The sequence below is a fragment of the Bartonella sp. AA86SXKL genome, from assembly GCF_042196885.1.
Map to the genome: position 1 here is coordinate 16,001 of NZ_JBHIRE010000009.1, position 17,408 is coordinate 33,408.

At 36.5% G+C, this 17,408-nt stretch carries 7 protein-coding genes and 1 rRNA gene; 5 read left to right on the forward strand and 3 right to left on the reverse strand.

Annotation, left to right across the window (positions count from 1 at the left end; all coding sequences use genetic code 11):
• Positions 1-205 precede the first annotated feature (205 nt).
• From ACFIO5_RS05415 to rrf, 5 genes are all read left to right on the forward strand, one after another.
• Positions 206-2,728, forward strand: coding sequence for an autotransporter outer membrane beta-barrel domain-containing protein (locus ACFIO5_RS05415; RefSeq protein WP_375636847.1), 2,523 nt, complete (start codon positions 206-208; stop codon positions 2,726-2,728).
• A gap of 631 nt (positions 2,729-3,359) precedes the next feature.
• Complete coding sequence (locus ACFIO5_RS05420) at positions 3,360-5,708, forward strand: autotransporter family protein (protein ID WP_375705142.1); 2,349 nt, start codon at positions 3,360-3,362, stop codon at positions 5,706-5,708.
• A 140-nt stretch (positions 5,709-5,848) separates the two neighbouring features.
• A complete protein-coding gene (locus ACFIO5_RS05425) occupies positions 5,849-7,822 on the forward strand; it encodes an autotransporter outer membrane beta-barrel domain-containing protein (protein ID WP_375684070.1) in 1,974 nt (657 codons plus the stop codon).
• Between the two features lie 136 nt (positions 7,823-7,958).
• Positions 7,959-11,099 (forward strand): autotransporter outer membrane beta-barrel domain-containing protein, encoded by a 3,141-nt coding sequence (locus tag ACFIO5_RS05430; protein WP_375705143.1) that lies wholly within the window; start codon positions 7,959-7,961, stop codon positions 11,097-11,099.
• 1,350 nt (positions 11,100-12,449) lie between these two features.
• Positions 12,450-12,564: ribosomal RNA gene (rrf, locus tag ACFIO5_RS05435) — 5S ribosomal RNA — on the forward strand.
• Positions 12,565-12,971: 407 nt separating this feature from the next.
• Here the strand turns inward: rrf and ACFIO5_RS05440 are convergent.
• From ACFIO5_RS05440 to ACFIO5_RS05450, 3 genes are all read right to left on the reverse strand, one after another.
• Positions 12,972-13,376, reverse strand: a complete 405-nt coding sequence (locus tag ACFIO5_RS05440) for a flagellar protein FlgN (protein WP_273790974.1) — start codon at positions 13,374-13,376, stop codon at positions 12,972-12,974.
• 2,682 nt (positions 13,377-16,058) lie between these two features.
• Complete coding sequence (locus tag ACFIO5_RS05445; RefSeq protein WP_375632887.1) at positions 16,059-16,292, reverse strand: hypothetical protein; 234 nt, start codon at positions 16,290-16,292, stop codon at positions 16,059-16,061.
• A 942-nt stretch (positions 16,293-17,234) separates the two neighbouring features.
• Complete coding sequence (locus tag ACFIO5_RS05450; protein ID WP_375634767.1) at positions 17,235-17,399, reverse strand: EexN family lipoprotein; 165 nt, start codon at positions 17,397-17,399, stop codon at positions 17,235-17,237.
• Positions 17,400-17,408 lie beyond the last annotated feature (9 nt).

Consider the following 17,408-nt stretch of genomic DNA (forward strand, 5'->3'; position numbering starts at 1 on the left):
TTTTATGAAATCCACTTTTCTCAACTTTTTATGATCATGAAAAAAGTTTTTCTGAAGCAAAACTTCAAATCATAGAGAACACCATCAATATAATTCGTTTTGTTATTTACAATAAAAACATAATGATATAGAAACTGTCTGGGTACTTGCGCCATCAGGGGAATGAAGTAAGCATCAAAGCATACCAAATACTAAAGGCATATCTATGTGTAAGAAATATATTTATAAGAAAAATTTTTTGTTATGTACAATTGCTGGAACTTTGATTTTTTCTCATTTCGGTTCAACTTATGCAAATACATCAGCTCCTGAAACTCCTAGAATTTTGGGAAAGATTGAATTAAATAAGGGAGAAGAAAAGACTTTAAATAATGTTCTTGTCCGCGATAAAGGACCTGGAATATTAGCGCATGATAAAGCAGCTATCACAATTGTAAAATCAACAATACACACGGAAATGTCTGCACTTTCTGTATCAGCAGGTGGACGCATTCATGCTAAAGAAATTAAAGCAAATACAGTGTACAAAGGTTTAGAAACAAAGAATGGTATAATCAACGTTGAAGATTCAACCATAACCGTCCAACGAGGAGGTGCCGGTGGTATCGTTTTTTATGAAACAAAAGATTCTTCACTGAAAAGTGGAGAAAAAGTTGTCAATAAGGTTGTTCTTAGCAATACAAAACTTCTTGTGAAAAACGGTACCGGTATTCTTGGTCCCTACTGCTCAAGAGCCGTTGCTGAAATTCAACTTAAAGACTCAGAAATTCGATCTGACGTATTATTGAGAAATAAAACAAAACGTAAATATTATGACAACGATACTCTTCCTGTAACTTTAGCATTAACCGCTGATAATTCAACAATAGAGGGACGAGCAAGAACTTTAAAAGTCAATACAACGGTTTTGACTCTGAATAACAAGAGCAAATGGTACTTAAAGACCTCTCAAGAGGAAGTCGATACTGACTTTAATGTGTTTAACTATGAGCTCAGTGATATTAAACAACGAGCCCTTTCTACCGTTTCAGTACTGAATCTTAATAATAGTTCTATCATATTTAAGACACCACAAGGGCGGGAAAAAGATCATTATCATACCTTGTATGTAGGGCGAACAGCTGAGGTTCGTAGACCTGAGGGAAGTACAATCCCCGATATAGAAAGCACTTATAATACAGTTTACAATGCCACAGGCGATGCAAAAATTTATTTTAATATTGAATGGAGTGATGGTCTAGTAAAAGAACAGCAAAAAGCTGACCGCCTCCTTATACATGGTGATGTATCAGGCAGCACAACAGTCCATATCAAGAACCTTGCGAAAGGTGAGATATTAAAAGCTGAAGATTCTGTTTCCTCAAATATGCGTGGTCTTTCACTCATTCAAGTTTCTGGAAATGCAAATGAAGGTTCCTTCAAACTTGCACACGGCTACACCACAATGGGGGGATTGCCCTATAAATATATACTCAAAGCCTATGGTCCAACATCCAGCCATGGGACAGCCGATAGCACACAAAGTCATTTTAGCGGAATATCACAAGAATCAAAAGAAAATACCCTCAAAGACTACACAATCTACACGATATCAGCATCAGGAACAATGATTGAAGGTGTTTCACCAAAAGAGAAAGAAGCGCAAAATACCGGTTCATCATCCCTTGGACAAGCAAACAACGCACAAAACATCTTGGAAAAAAATCAGAATTTCTGGGATTTTCGCTTGCAAAATGCGACTCTCGATAATGAAGGAAAGATCAGAGCTCTCGTTCCTCAAGTGGCAAGCTATTTGTCCATGCCTAACGCACTATTCTCAGCTGGACTGGCTGATATAAACAATCAAAACACTTTACTCAACTCGATGCAGGAAAACACCTTTGAGACAAAAGATCATAAAAACAAAGGAGTCTTCTTCTCGACTTATGGAAATAAGATGACATTATCCTCTCACCGTACGCCATTACAATATGGCTATGGTGCCGATATTCACTATGCAGCTTTACAGGCAGGCATTACATTAGCAACTCTAGAAGACCAAAACATGACCACTAATTTTGGTCTTTTAGGAACATATGGGAAATTAGCTTTCACCCCTAAAGACATGGAAGGTGCTGACAAGAGTACACTCAATAAATGGTCAATTACTGCATATAGTGGGCTGCGCCATAATAATGGGATATACATCCATGCACTCTTCTCCTATGGAATGCTCAAGGGAGATATCACCACAGCTCTCATAGGAAAGACTGCAGAGTTGAAAAATGCTGATACATTCAGTGCATCAGCAACCATTGGACAAAAGTTCGAAACCAGTAGGAAAGGATTGGTCTTTGAACCACAAGCACAACTTGTTTATCAACGCCTCATGCTTGGCACACTCTCAGATGTCGATGGCTTTGATGTGGATATGGGAAATCCTTATCAATACTTAGTACGTGTTGGTGGACGCTTAACGCAAACGAAGCTTTCTATTGAAAACGGCGGTACTCTTTCTTTCTATGGTAAATTGAATATTGTTAAAGCTTTTTCTAACAATGGTACGATACAGATTGGTGAACCATTCCACCTTGATTCTATGGGAGCTGCCCTTGAAGGTGGATTTGGTGTAAATGCACAATTATCACAAAATGTCGCCCTTCATGCTGATGTTAACTATCAATATAAGCTTCAAAAAACTGGTATATCCGGAGCAAGCTTTTCAGGCGGAATACGCTATCAGTTTTAAGAAAACGCAAAAAACAATTTATATTCTATTCATTTTAATAAAAGGCAGTACAAATATGCTGCCTTTTTACAATCTATCGGAAAGAAGCGTCAATAACGATTCTTTCTACCACCTTTCTTGAGCCAATTAATCTCACTCAAACCAAATGTAACAAAATCTGTTATCTCTGAATGAATACTGAATTCTCAAAAGAGCTGCCTTTTTGATTTATAAAAATCAAATGCTTTTAATAAATTTTTTTGTATTTTAAAACACGTAATAAATAATTCTCTGTGTAAGAAAATCAATTAAAAGCTTTTTGTAAGCACACAACAACAGCTTCTCCAAAAACTTTGTAGAGTTTCCATAACAACAGCCTTAAGCAACAAACATCCTTGCAAAATATTTTGTTTCTTAACACTTTTAAACGGAAGACTTATTAAATTAGCTTTTCTGCAATTCATAGTTGCTAACTGCAATCTCTATTTTAAAAACTCTTCTAAAATCATTTTTTAAACGATAAAGAACAGGACGTAATATTTCGTTTTGTTGTTTACAATAAAAACATAATGATATAGAAACTGTCTGGGTACTTGCGCCATCAGGGGAATGAAGTAAGCATCAAAGCATACCAAATACTAAAGGCATATCTATGTGTAAGAAATATATTTATAAGAAAAATTTTTTGTTATGTACAATTGCTGGAACTTTGATTTTTTCTCATTTCGGTTCAACTTATGCAAATACATCAGCTCCTACAATGGTTATGGCTCGTGCGGATAAAGCAGGAGAAGAAAAAACCTTTAATAACGTTTTTATCCGCAGCGCATATACAACAGTGGTTGCTGATGACAAAGCCTTTATCACCATTACAAATTCAACAATGCGTTCAGACTCAAATTTATTTACCGCAACAACAGGTGGGCGTATTCATGCTAAAAAAACTGTAGGAAAATCAAATTCCCGTGGTTTAGAAATTTCAAACGGCATCATCCATATTGAAGATTCAATCATAAATGTTTCCGGACATCACAAAAGTCGTGGTATCCTTTTTGATTACATCCCAAGTTCCCAAGTAAAAGAGGGCGAAAAAGTTATCAATAAAGCAATTCTTACCAACACAAAACTTCTTGTTGAAAATGGTATTGGTATTCTAGGACCAGATTATGCAAAATCTGTTGCTGAGGTAGAACTTAAAAGTTCAGAAATTCGTTCTGATATATTATTAAAAAATAAAATCCCAGAAAACTCAAAAGATATCGATCCTCGCACTTTTATATTAAGCGCTGACAATTCGATTATAGAAGGACGAGCAAAGACTTTACCTCAAAATACAACGATTTTTACTCTCAACAATAACAGCAAGTGGTCCCTAAAGATTAGTCAATTTGAAGTAGACAAAGAATTTGACAGCTCTAAAGGATACTTGCTCACTGATATTAAACAACGTGCACAGTCTATTGTCTCAGTATTGAACCTTAATAATAGCTCTATTATATTTAATGCGCCGCATAAACTAGCAGACAATCAATATCAAACCTTGCATGTGGGAAAACAGCCAACAGCTGAAGCTGCGAAAGCAGAGCAAAACAGAAGCTCCGATGCAACAACGGTTTACAATGCATTGGGCAACGCAAGGATTTACTTTAATACCGAATGGAGTAATGGTCTTATAAAAGAACAACAAAAAACTGACCGTGTTCTCGTTCATGGTAATGTCTCAGGCACCACAACGATCTATTTCAACAATCTTTCAAAGCGTGCAGAACCATTCGATAATGATGAAGTTTCAATTCCTTTGAATGCGCGTGGTCTCTCACTTGTTCAGGTGTCTGGAAAAGCAGAGGAAGCCGCCTTCACGCTGGCAAATGGCTACACTACAATGGGTGGATTGCCCTATAAATATGTATTAAATGGCTATGGACCAACATCCAGCCGTGGGAGAGCTGACAAACAGCAAAGTCTCTTGCAAGAAAGTGAAGAGTTTTGGGATTTCCGTCTACAAAATGCGACTCTTGATGATGAAGGAAAAATCAAAGCTCTTGTTCCTCAAATGGCAAGCTATTTGGTTATGCATAATGCAATATTCTCCTCTGGCTTGGCTGATATAAACAATCAAAATACACTGTTAGATAATATGCACTCAACAGTTTTTGGATTAGAAGGTCATAAACAAAAAGGGATATTTTTATCGACTTATGGCAACAAGATGACGTTATCTTCCAGCCGTAGTCCATTGGAATATGGTTATGGTGCTAATGTTCACTATGCTGCTATACAAGCAGGCATGACATTAACAACGTTAGAAAATCAAAATATAACCGCGAATCTTGGTCTTTTAGGCACATATGGAAAGCTCGCTTTTACGCCAAAGGACATGGAAGGTTCTGACAAAAGCATACTGGATAAATGGTCCTTTACGGTATATGGGAATCTCCACCATGACAATGGTCTCTATATTAATGCACTTTTCTCCTACGGCATTTTAAACGGACATATTACAACAGCCCTTATCGGCAACACCACAGAATTAAACAATACGGATACATTAAATATATCAGCTACCGTTGGACAAAAACTAGCAACTGGTGTTGAAGGGCTGTCTTTTGAACCACAAGCACAACTTATTTATCAACATATTGCCTTTGGCACTCTTTCAGATATTGATGGCTTCCAAGTTAATATAAAGCCCCCTTATCAATGGTTGGTCCGTATTGGAGGGCGTTTAACAAAAACAATGCTTCCTATTGAAAAAGATCGTGTTCTTTCTTTTTATGGTAAATTGAATGTCATCAAAGCTTTTGGTGAGAAGCGCGCTATCGATGTTATGGAATCTTTCCATCTCGATTCTATGGGCTCTTCCCTTGAAGGTGGGCTTGGCATTAACGCGCAGCTTTCTAAAAATATCGCACTTCATGCTGACGTTAATTACCAACATAAACTTCAAAAAGCTGGGTTCTCTGGAATTAATTTTTCCGGAGGAATGCGTTATCGCTTTTAGAAATCTTAGCTCTCTATTTTGACGCATAAGCAGCGCTGAGATGAAAACAGTGCTGCTTAACTACATTACAAAAAACCGTAATGTGTCAAAAAGTGGTTCATTTTTAGCAAAATAAAGAAAATATCTTAAGGAACATCTCTATGCATAAGAATCTTTTGTTATGTACAGCCGCTTGTGCTTTATTTTTTTCTTCTTTTAACTTCACATCTACCAGCACCGCCTCTGGTCTAAGCCCCCAGGAACGCCATGCCATTGAAGGGATTATGAAATTACCTGAACAATATCGCCATGCCATTGATTTAATAAACACACCAACACAAGCAGAAAAAAATCTTGAAAAGATAGCCTCTGGCGCCATGATGGAGGATAATTCGCACTTCAATCAAGCACTTCAAGAAGCATTAGATGATTCAGGAACTCAAATTAACAGATATTTCTCAGGGATCGGTCGTTATGCAACTCCTGATCATAGAGAGGAAATGCGGAAAGAAAGAGATTCTATATACGCTCGTGCTATGTCAGAGCAATTTAATCGTGATGCGGACCGCATGATGCAAGCCAGAGCAAAACTTGAACAATTACGTCAGAATCGATTAAAAACAAGAGAAAATTTATTACGTGGCTACGACAAAGCAGTTTCCGATGCCGTAAAGGCGGCAGCAATCCTTGAAGCTGATAACCAACAGCGTGTTAATGCTGCACACCAACAATGGGTAAGCCAAGACAATCGTGATTGGCACAAACTGCAAAATACAGCAGAAATATTACATAAGGCGGCACAAGTGGATACTGCCTTACAAGGACAAAACAAAGAACTTTCTGATGCTTTACGCAAAGCAGTATTAGAGACTTTGAACGCGGATGGAATAACCAACGTGGAGAGAAAAGAAAAAACATCCCCTCCTCCAAAGAGCACTTCATCCACAAGAACAAAGCATGGAATTACACGGCCTACAATAAATGAAAATTCGCAATCTGATATTGATCCCCAAACAAACACCACTTCCTCGGAATCAAAAACGACTCTTAATACATCAGAAAAAGCGCATATGAAATTGCTCCCAAAGGTTGAGAATACTGCTACCGCGGCTACAGAGAGCACCTCTAAACTTACAGATGATGATAAAGCAACCGCAGCTTCTACTTCTCTTGATGGAACAGCAAAAAGCACAACTCTTACACCACAAGGAGAAAGTTCTTTAACCATGCCTATTGCGATGTTTGCTGTTGGGTTTAGTGATGTCAACAATCAAAATATCTTGTTAGACAATATGCAAATAACAATGTTTGAGCCCAAAGATCATCCAGAGAGAGGCGTTTTCTTATCCTCTTATGGCAATAAAAGCACCTTTTCTTCTAAGGTTCAAGTAAAACAAGATGGTGTTCAAGCAGATATTCGCTATGCTGCATTGCAAGCAGGAGCAACATTAATAGCGCTAAAAGATCAAAATATCAGCAGCAACTTTGGTCTTTTCGGAACATATGGGAAATTATCTTTTACTCCTAAAAACAAGGAGAGCTTTCAAAAAAATATGTTTGATAAATGGTCACTCACCGCATATGGAAATATTCAGCATGACAGTGGCATCTATGCAAGTGCATTTCTCTCTTATGGAATTTTCAAAGAAAATCACGCTACAGCTCTCATTAAACATACCTCAAAAGTGAAGAATAGTAAAACATTAGGAGCCGCTGCAACTGTTGGTCAAAAACTGTCAACCAATTTGGAAGGTGTAATCCTAGAACCACAAGCACAACTTGTTTATCAACGTCTCATGCTTGGTTCTTTATCAGATAGGAGCTCTTTCTCAGATGACGATAACTCTAAAATAGACATAAGCAAACCTCATCAATGGTTGCTCCGTATTGGTGGACGTTTGACACAAAACAAAGGACATGCCCTTTCCTTCTACGGAAAACTGAACATGATCAAAACTTTTAGTGAAAACTTTTCGCTTGCTGCTATGGGATCTTTAATCGAAGGTGGTTTTGGTATTCAGGCGCACTTATCGCAAAATATAGAGCTTCATAGTGATATCAGCTATCAACATAAATTCAAAAAAGCTGGCATCTCTGCAATAAATATTGCCGCTGGAATGCGCTATCACTTTTAAAAATACTTGTATCCCTTATCTTGAAATACAAAGAGATCTCATTATGTTTCGTTTTGCCTCTTACAAAAGAGACATAATGAGGCCAAAGTTTTATTTTTTATGAGAGAGGGGAGAAATATTTTAGGAATACATCCATATGAAAAAAAGCTTCTTACTATACACAGTTTCTGGAATTCTGTTTTGTTCTTCCACCAGTATGTCTTATGCTATTCATAGTACAAATCCATCAACAACGATAGATTCTTCTTCTCTACAACCTGCTCGTGTCAAGTCACAAATAAATCTATCCGGAGTTTTTGATCCGTATAAAGATCTATATGATGGAATCGGGCAAGTTATGCCATCATATCCATCTTCAACCCCTAATGGCCTCCTTCCCCCTACAGCACCTAGCTCCACAAGAACGAGCGTAAGCCCTATTTCTACAGAAAGTAAACTTACAACGCCTACTTCTACAAGCACTCTACCTCCCAAAACACAACTTGAAGGAAATTCAGCTGGAAATATAATTTCTTCTTCAAAACAAAACTCTGATCTTAGTCAAGGAAGTACACAAACACCAAAGACTAAAGTTACAGAAGGTGTACAATCTAACCCTACAACACAAAACACTCCTATTATACAATCTTCAACAACAGGAATGGAAGCAAAATCTAGAAGACGTTCAGGGGCGCCCTCCTCTTCTGCAGACTCTTCCAGCGAAAAAACACTATCGAATTCTGCTGTGTCTTCACAGCCAGAACCTACACAACCTTCACCGAATTTACAACCAACACTTACAAAGTCTGAACCTACAAGCACGGAACCTACAAAACCAACAACAGAGCAAATACCAACATCTAATGAACCAGAACTCGCACAACCAATATCTTTAAGAGTAGAAACTGAAAAACCAGCATTACTGGTACCACCAAAATCTGCAAAACCAGCGCCAGTGCAATCTTCATATGCACAAAAAATATCTGAAAAATCAGAGATTGAAAAAACAATATCACCAATAAAACAACCTGAAAAGTCTACACAAATTGAGGATATAAGCGCTGGAGTTGAAGCTAAAAACGGTGAGATCATAACGCTACATAATAAAAAAATTCAAGACAATAGTTTTGCTGTACATGCAGAGGGAAATAATTCAAAAGTCAATATGATAGGGGGAACAGTTGATGCGCGTTTTGTTGCACTAAGCGTATCAGATGGTGGAGAAATTGATGCTACAGGCATTACTGTAACAGCAGAAACAGCTGGTTTGGTAAACATGGAGGGCACAATCAAACTTAAGGATTCAAGCGTCCATGTCACGGGAAATTATGAAGCAGACGGTATTATTTTTCGCAACAATCCGTATAATGCCCCTAGAAAACGATATACACACAATGCTGAAAGGAACACCAATGCCGTTCAAGAACAAGATGTAGCCAATATTGCTGATAAAGTAACCCTAGAGAATACAAAGCTTTTCGTTGAACATGGTAGCGGTATCAACCTTTATGGAACAGGCATAAACGGGGAAGTCAACCTTAAAAATTCAGAAGTTCATGCCGATATTTTATTAAAAAATATCAAGAACGAAAGTGCCTCCACAAACACCATTACATTAGTTGCAGACCACTCTTCTTTAGAAGGTCGTGTAAGAACTTCTAAAGATAATAGAACAGTTTTTGATCTAAAAGAGAGGACGAAATGGCTTGTAAAGGCTAATAAAAATGCCACAAATAATGATAATATTTTAAATGACTATAGACAGTTTGGTGTTGATGAAAAATCATACTCTAATCTTTCTGAATTGCACCTTACAAACAGTGCTATTATGTTTGACAAGCCCATTGAGGGACATTATCAAACTCTGTTTATAGGACCTAATCTTTCGCAAGAAGACGAAACAACTCACACAGCAGCGGTTTATAGTACAGCGGGTCTTGCAGAGATTTATGTAAACACTCAATGGGATAAACATTCTCCTATAACGGAACAACAAACTGATCGCATTGTGATTAATGGTGATGTCTCAGGAAGTACTTTTGTGCACATCAATCTCCAAACCGATAGCTCTGCTGTTTGGGAAGAACGCATGGCGTCACTTCCTTTAGGGACACATGGGATTTCAATCATTCAAGTTTCCGGACAAGCGAATGAAAATTCCTTCACGTTAGCAGGAAACTATATGACAATAGGGAAACAACCTTATAAATATGTACTCACAGGCTATAAGCCTGGAACATCTCATGAGAGCCAAAATCTTTTTGGCAAGAAGAATAGTGATTTCTGGGATTTCCGCTTACAAAATGCCTACATTGATAAGGATAAAAAAGTTCGAGCCCTTTTACCACAGGTAGCAAATTATTTAACCATATCTAATACTTTATTTTCTGCTGGATTTACTGATGCAAACAATCAAAACACGTTGTTAGACAATATGCGAACAACAGTATTTGGGGCAAAAGACAATAAAAAGAATGGTATCTTTTTCTCTTCCTACGGCGAGAAGGTCACCCTATCTTCCAACCGCGATCCACTGCACTATGGTTATGGTGCTGATGTAAACTATACTGCCTTACAATTAGGGGGCATATTAGCCGCCTTAGAAAGCAAAGACATAAGCGCACATTTTGGTCTTTTAGGAACGTACGGAAAGCTTGCCTTTACGCCAAAAGAGATGCAAGATTCTGAAAAGACAACGCTTGATAAATGGTCACTTACCGCTTATAGCGGCATCCAGCATAGCAATGGTATATATGTCAACGCTCTTCTTTCTTACGGAACCTTAAAAGGAAATATTACCACAGCTCTTGTTGGGAATGCCGCAAAATTGGATGGTACCGAGATGCTTAATATATCTGCAACCATTGGTCAGAAATTAGCAACGGATACAAAAGGGCTTGTCTTTGAACCACAAGCTCAATTCATTTATCAAAATCTCATGTTTGATATTTTCTCAGATACCAATGGCTTAAAAGTAGACATGGGCAATCCACATCAATGGTTGATCCGTTTTGGTGGACGTTTAACAAAAACGATAATGGCTGTTGAAGAAAACAAGGCTGTTTCCTTCTATGGTAAAATGAATGTTATCAGAACTTTTGGCGATGGTAAAACAATAAAAATTGCTGATACCTTTCATGTTGATCCTACCGGCTCTTCAGTTGAGGGAGGCATGGGGGTGAATGCATATCTTTCTCAAAATATCGTACTAAACGCCGATATCAGCTATCGGCAAAAACTGCAAAAAGCCGGTGTATCTGGCACCAATTTGTCTGGCGGAATACGTTATCGCTTCTAAAGCAGAAGTTAATTTTAACTTAAATAAAAAAGGCAGCACAAAGTGCTGCTTTTTTATTTAAATTTATATATTTTTTTAAATTCTCAACAATCATTATCACATCAAAGAAGATTTTGACTTATAATATTTCTTTTGCATATTGAATAAAAAACTGAATACCATAACATTCTCTCATCAAAATACCCCATGCATAAAATTTTATGTCTTATATTATCACCACACCTCAAGCGATGATGTTTTTACAGCACAACAGAATAAGCATTCATGCGGATTTAAAAAAAAATCAGCCCCTTCTTCGCTGTGGACGCTCCATTTATTTTAGATGATGTACATTTAATATACCTGCTATAAAGACTAGCATCTGGTTTAAATTCTTAAAGGCATGTTTTTCCTCTAAAATCTCAATGCTACAGCAGCTCCATTATAAGACAAGATATTGATTTATAAAGACAATTAATTGTTTTCCATGTTAAATGAGAATCCAGAATATCGTCAGATTCTTTCATTTTAGACCTGTTCCATGTTGAATCAACAAAAACCATATCTCTTACAAGTGACAAGGGGGAAGAGCCATAGGGATAAAAAACTATTAAGAAAGGATTAAAAATGCCTCTAATGAACTATCTCAAGTGCCAAGGGCTGGAGCAACATTGGGATCAAACAAAGAATATGACAGTGTTGAAAAATATAACAATATCAACTTGCTCTTTTATTAAGCATAAAGATGGTCGCACCCTATAGATTTTATATTATTTCCATGGGAACTTTCTTATTATACCATTCACAAGCACCGTTGCATCAAAGATGTCGTTGCGCCCCACAAACACCATCACGAAATAGACTTGAGAGCTTAGATATCTCTTTAAAACAAGGACGTGAATTAGGAATAACAAATCCATTCTATTTTGAGTATTTTGTCGTGCATGAAGGACATGCCCGCAGTAAAAAACACAATAAAAAAAGCGTGAAACAATGCGGAATCTTCATTATTTAACAGATAGTGCTTTAGATACTTTTGAAAGACATAAAGCTAAATTAAAGAACGGCGGTACAGAGGGAAGCTGATTTCTACCCCTTTATTCTTTCCCAATGAGATTGCCTCCCCATTTCAAATATTACGCCAACAAAGATATACGCACTATATCCACTCAGATCTGGATGCTCTCTCCAATCTGACATACAAAAACTAAAAACAGCAGAAGGAAATAATAAACCGCTTTAATTTTTATCTCAAGCATATAGATTTAAACAACGAACCGCGTCATATCACCACACTTTAAAGGACAATATTCCATGAAGCTTATAGGCAATATTCATCACATACTCTTCATCATTCATGCTTTTTGCTGACTTGATAGTTATGGCGGAGTGAACGCACCCGATCCCATCCCGAACTCGGCCGTGAAACACTCCAGCGCTGATAGTACTTTGCCTTAAGGCACGGAAGAGTAAGTCGCCGCCAGATCTGCTAAATGCAAGCAAAAGACTCAATATATAAACCTTACATTACCACACCCCCAAGGAAGCTGTTTTTAAGGCATCACAGGCTGGTCTAAATATTCTCTTAATCGCCTTCCCTAAACTAAAAAATGAAGCTCTCCCTATTAACTCAGTCTGCAAACAATGCTCTGTAAATAATCCGCCTTCTCTGAATTCTCTTCTAGCCAGCTTCTCACCGCATGCGGTTCACATCACGACACCTTAAAAGACATTGTTTTAAGAACAGCGTTTTACAGTACATCAGGATAATAATTTAAATACCAAAATGCACTTAAAACACGTCTACTCACTAAACGCACTATTTATCCAAATCAACTGCCCTACCTAATCATTGTCATTACTTAAAACAGCCCGTATTAATCAGATTTGAATTTATTCCTCTATTTCTTTTGCACGTCCAGATAGCTGTATAGCTCTAGAAAGATCATTAACTGCATTTAAATGTGTTTGAAGTAATTCACTATTACGCTGTAATTTTTCTTGTAAATCAGACAACAAACTTTCAACCTCATGCTCAATATCTTGATTCATATAGCGCTTCACATCACTCATGGATTTATTAAGATCACGCAAACCACGTATTTTACGCAAATTTATTTCTTCGTAATCTGGAACACCACTACTCTCTAGCATATTGCTTTCATAATCAACAACTTGAGCTAATCCTTTAACAGCAGCAACAAATTTTGTCATCGCCCAATCACGATCAATAAGGTTGTTATCAAGAACTTTTGCTTTTGCCGCAAAACTATCATCACCATATTGCACTACAGACATTTTTACTTCCCCTTCAACACTATTGTTCAATCTTACTTTCAAATGAGGGAGACTAAACAGGTTCTCTTCAATGCTGATACACTCAACCAAGCTCGTAGTGCAAACATTGCTCAAACAACAGCACGACAATCCTTCAAAGCGTATACCACTTGAACTTTCAACGCGTTCTCTCAAATATTTTTCTTGCTTTGCTCCAAAACCATCATTGCGGCTATACTAATCCATAAAAACGCTATAAACTTAAACCTTACAGCAATATCGAAACTTCCATATTTGCTCTGTCTATTTCGCCTTGCCGATTTTATCACGAGCTCATCTTCAACAGAAAATAACAATGCTTTCACGAGAACTTCAGCCACAAAAACTACCTGCCGACAAAAAACCGCAGCCTATCTTGCAGCATATTAAAGACTTAAGCCCATTAAAAATTTCAGCATTTTACCAATAGCAGCATTTTACCCTCCATAACCTTATGGCTCTCTCTGCACTAAAACTTTATACCTTCTGGCGCCCCATAAGATGGCACCAGACAAGATCAGTTTGCACCCATTCAAAAGGACACCCCCTCTCCCATGCTCTTTCTGCACACATGCAGTATTTCGCATAAAACACAAAAAGAATGCTCTTTTGAACAGATCAGCCACACAGCAATATAAAAAGACATCTTAAAATAGCTAAACAGCCATCAATCTTCCTTTTTTAAATTATCATTCGCTTTTCTTTGCAATGAACAACTATATAAGATTTTTTGAACCTTTTCAAGAGTTTCTTAGCCAATCAGTTCGATACGTCTTCAATCGCATATTCACGCGCTTGTTTTAAAGAAACATCTCTTAAGTGCACCCAAGCCTATTTCGCGCCGCGGCCCATGAATGCATGAATGGTATAATGATAAATCTCCCATGACATGTATAAAATCCATTGAGTATTTTCCATCTTTACGCTTAATAAAAGAAGCAAGCTAGCACCATCATATATTTTGCTACCCCCTTATGTTCTGATACTCTTGACACTTGAGACGGTTCATAAAGCATGGCCTTTCTTGTACAATTTCTCTGCGCATGGGAGCTCCCTGCTTGTAACTGCAAAAGACATTGTTTTGGTTAATTCACCACGAAACAGATTTGGAATGAAAAAATGTCCAGTATTAAGGAATCTAATTCAAGTTGAATAACGATAGATTATCATCTATAAATCAAAATATTATCCAATGCATAATGCTTAACGCTCCCCCCATTGATATTTTCAGAATTTTCACAGCATCTTCTTACAGATTATTTCATTCCATAACACAGTTTGCTCTTAATATCGCGACTTTACATGTGCTACTGGTATAAAAACAGAGAAACAATCATTTTATAATCAAGGTACAATTTTTGTTTACGATCTTTCTCTCGTTTTCAACCTTTTAAATGCAGCTCTTCTCTTTCATAATCATCACATTTCAAATCTATTCCATGTTGAATAAATTAAAATCACTTGCTTGCACATCACAAACAACGCCCTGATGTGTTGATAAAATACGCTGAAAGAAAAAGACTTCTTATGAACCTTAGCAAATGCCAAGAACTATAATAAACATTGGAAGCAAGCGTACGATGATTGTGACTTGCTCTTTCATAAGTATAAAGATGATAGCATTTTATAGATTTTTATATTATTCAAAGTTTATATTATTTCATGAGAGCTTTACTGTTATACTATTCACATTTACCGTTATACCATTTACGAATGTCATCGTAAAATGTCTTTCGTGTGCGTTAAGAGATATTTCTTTAAAACAAGTACATAAATATGCAATACAAATATACTAATATACAACATAAGTATATTTCTTTTGGAGCGTTCTTTACTTTTGTGCAAAACATGCCCCATTAGAGCAGCATTAACCAATCTTGCTATGAGATAAACGATCAGAAAACATTTTTGTCTTCCGCCGCTCACCTTAAAGAACTAAGATCTTAACTCAATCGGCTCTGTACGCAGTCCGAATCTTTGTCAAACGCTCTTCTCTTGACTTTCCCCTCATCTGATTCACTTAAACGAAAGGCTCAACAAATAAACCTACGAATATTCATCGTACACTAAAAAATACTTAAACGTTCCAAGAAAACGTATATGTCTTATATTACCGTTATAAATGACAGTGCTTTATAGCATAACAGGATAAAAAAGTTTCCAGCAACACAAAACTTACAAAATCAATCAATAGTCCTTTTAAAGCTTTCTTTTTTTAGGATTCACAATACTCCAACTCCTTAAGCTTTTATAAAAAAAGAAACAATTTTAAGCTTGCCGAATATGTTGTATCAGCAATATATTACAGATTGTAACATATTGTTATTCATAAAATCACCTCAAAAAGAACAGAAAGAGGTTTTTATGGCTGATCTCGTAAAAGCCGCTATGCTTTATTCAACCTTGATTATCACCATCAATGCTTTTGTTGTTATTTTAGTTCTCGTAATAGAAATATACTAAGCATACTCTCTTGGCTTATTGTAATCTGTGCAAATAAGCATCTTAATTTCACATAAGATCAAAGAAAAATTTTAATTCTACAGATAAACCACACACCCAATTTCAAACATCGCTTGCAACTATTTGAGGTGTAAACTCTGCTTTTTGTATGCATTTTTAACCATCATTGTCCATCTTTTCACGCTATCTTGAATCTCAACTTCATCCCCAGCTTAAAAAACGAAATTTTCTACCAGATCCGATCTGTAAATAATTTGTCTCCTTATTGAGTAAGTTCCTTTTGCTTCCCCCTTCAGGGCATCTCACAATCCTAAAGGATAATATTTCATGAAGCTTATGATAAATCCATTGAACACCATCTTTACCCTTATGAGAGAATAAACCAGCAGCATCACACACTTTTCCAGCCCCAAATGTTGCAATAACCTTTAGCACTTGAGATCGTTTATAAGAGGCATTTTTACTTCTTTCTCCAACAGTTTTTATCTACACGGCTCTCCCCGCTTGTACCATGCAAGAAGATGGTTTTAATTAATTCAACCGAAAACAGATTTGGAATAAGAGAAGCTTACTATATTCGAGATCCTTATTCAGCATAAAATAATTAAATCATTTTTATAAATCAAAGTGTTATTTAGAAAAATATTCATCACACGCTCGAGAACAAAAAACACCTCATACGTAAAGTTTTATATGAGCTCCACCGCTCAACATGATAATATCACGACACAATCAAGATAAAAAAATAACAAGGAAAACCCTTGTAAACTCAGAAAAGAGAGAGGAGAAAAATGAAAAGATGTGGAGAGCGCTCAATTCCTCACACATCCGGCAAAACCGTCCTAGCAAAACTGTCTCACAACTTAACTAATGTTATAATATTCTCAAATCAAAAGAAATTTTTTAAAAATAGTTTGAGAAAAACATTTGAGTATGAAACGATAATAATTCTATTCAGAATGTTTTTCTCTTTATTAAAACAGAGAAAGTAATTTCCAAACAAATGTTTCCTCCTAATTTTTCCGAAATTAGCCGCAACACTTAAAGACGATCTTAGTGTGATGAAACATTTATTTGTGATAAACGCAAAAAAAACACCCCAAAGATAGATTTAATCTCAATATTTTAAATACATGTAACCAAAACATTAAAAAATTAGCAGTAACACATAACAACTCATTGGGAGGCAATACTATCTACAATTGAAAGCACTTTTGGGCTTAACAATGACAGTATAGCATCCGTTTACACAAAGAGTACTGATCGTAAACGACTAATTCTTGAAGCCATAAAAAGATTCTCTAAAAGTTAGAGAGAGCCTAAAAACGTAATAGAATCAAGAACTAAACAATTCCTTATTTATTGAATTGTATGTTTTTAATTAATGCCAAACATCAGTTCCATATATGCTTGTCTGGCATGTTGGCAATTTTTAGATTTCTCCATAGAAGATTGATCCAGCTTTTCACATTTTTTTGCCCACTCTTCGAGTAATGTTTTATCTTTCTTAAATTTAGTTTTTTTCGCAACCAGCAACAACAAGTCCAGTAC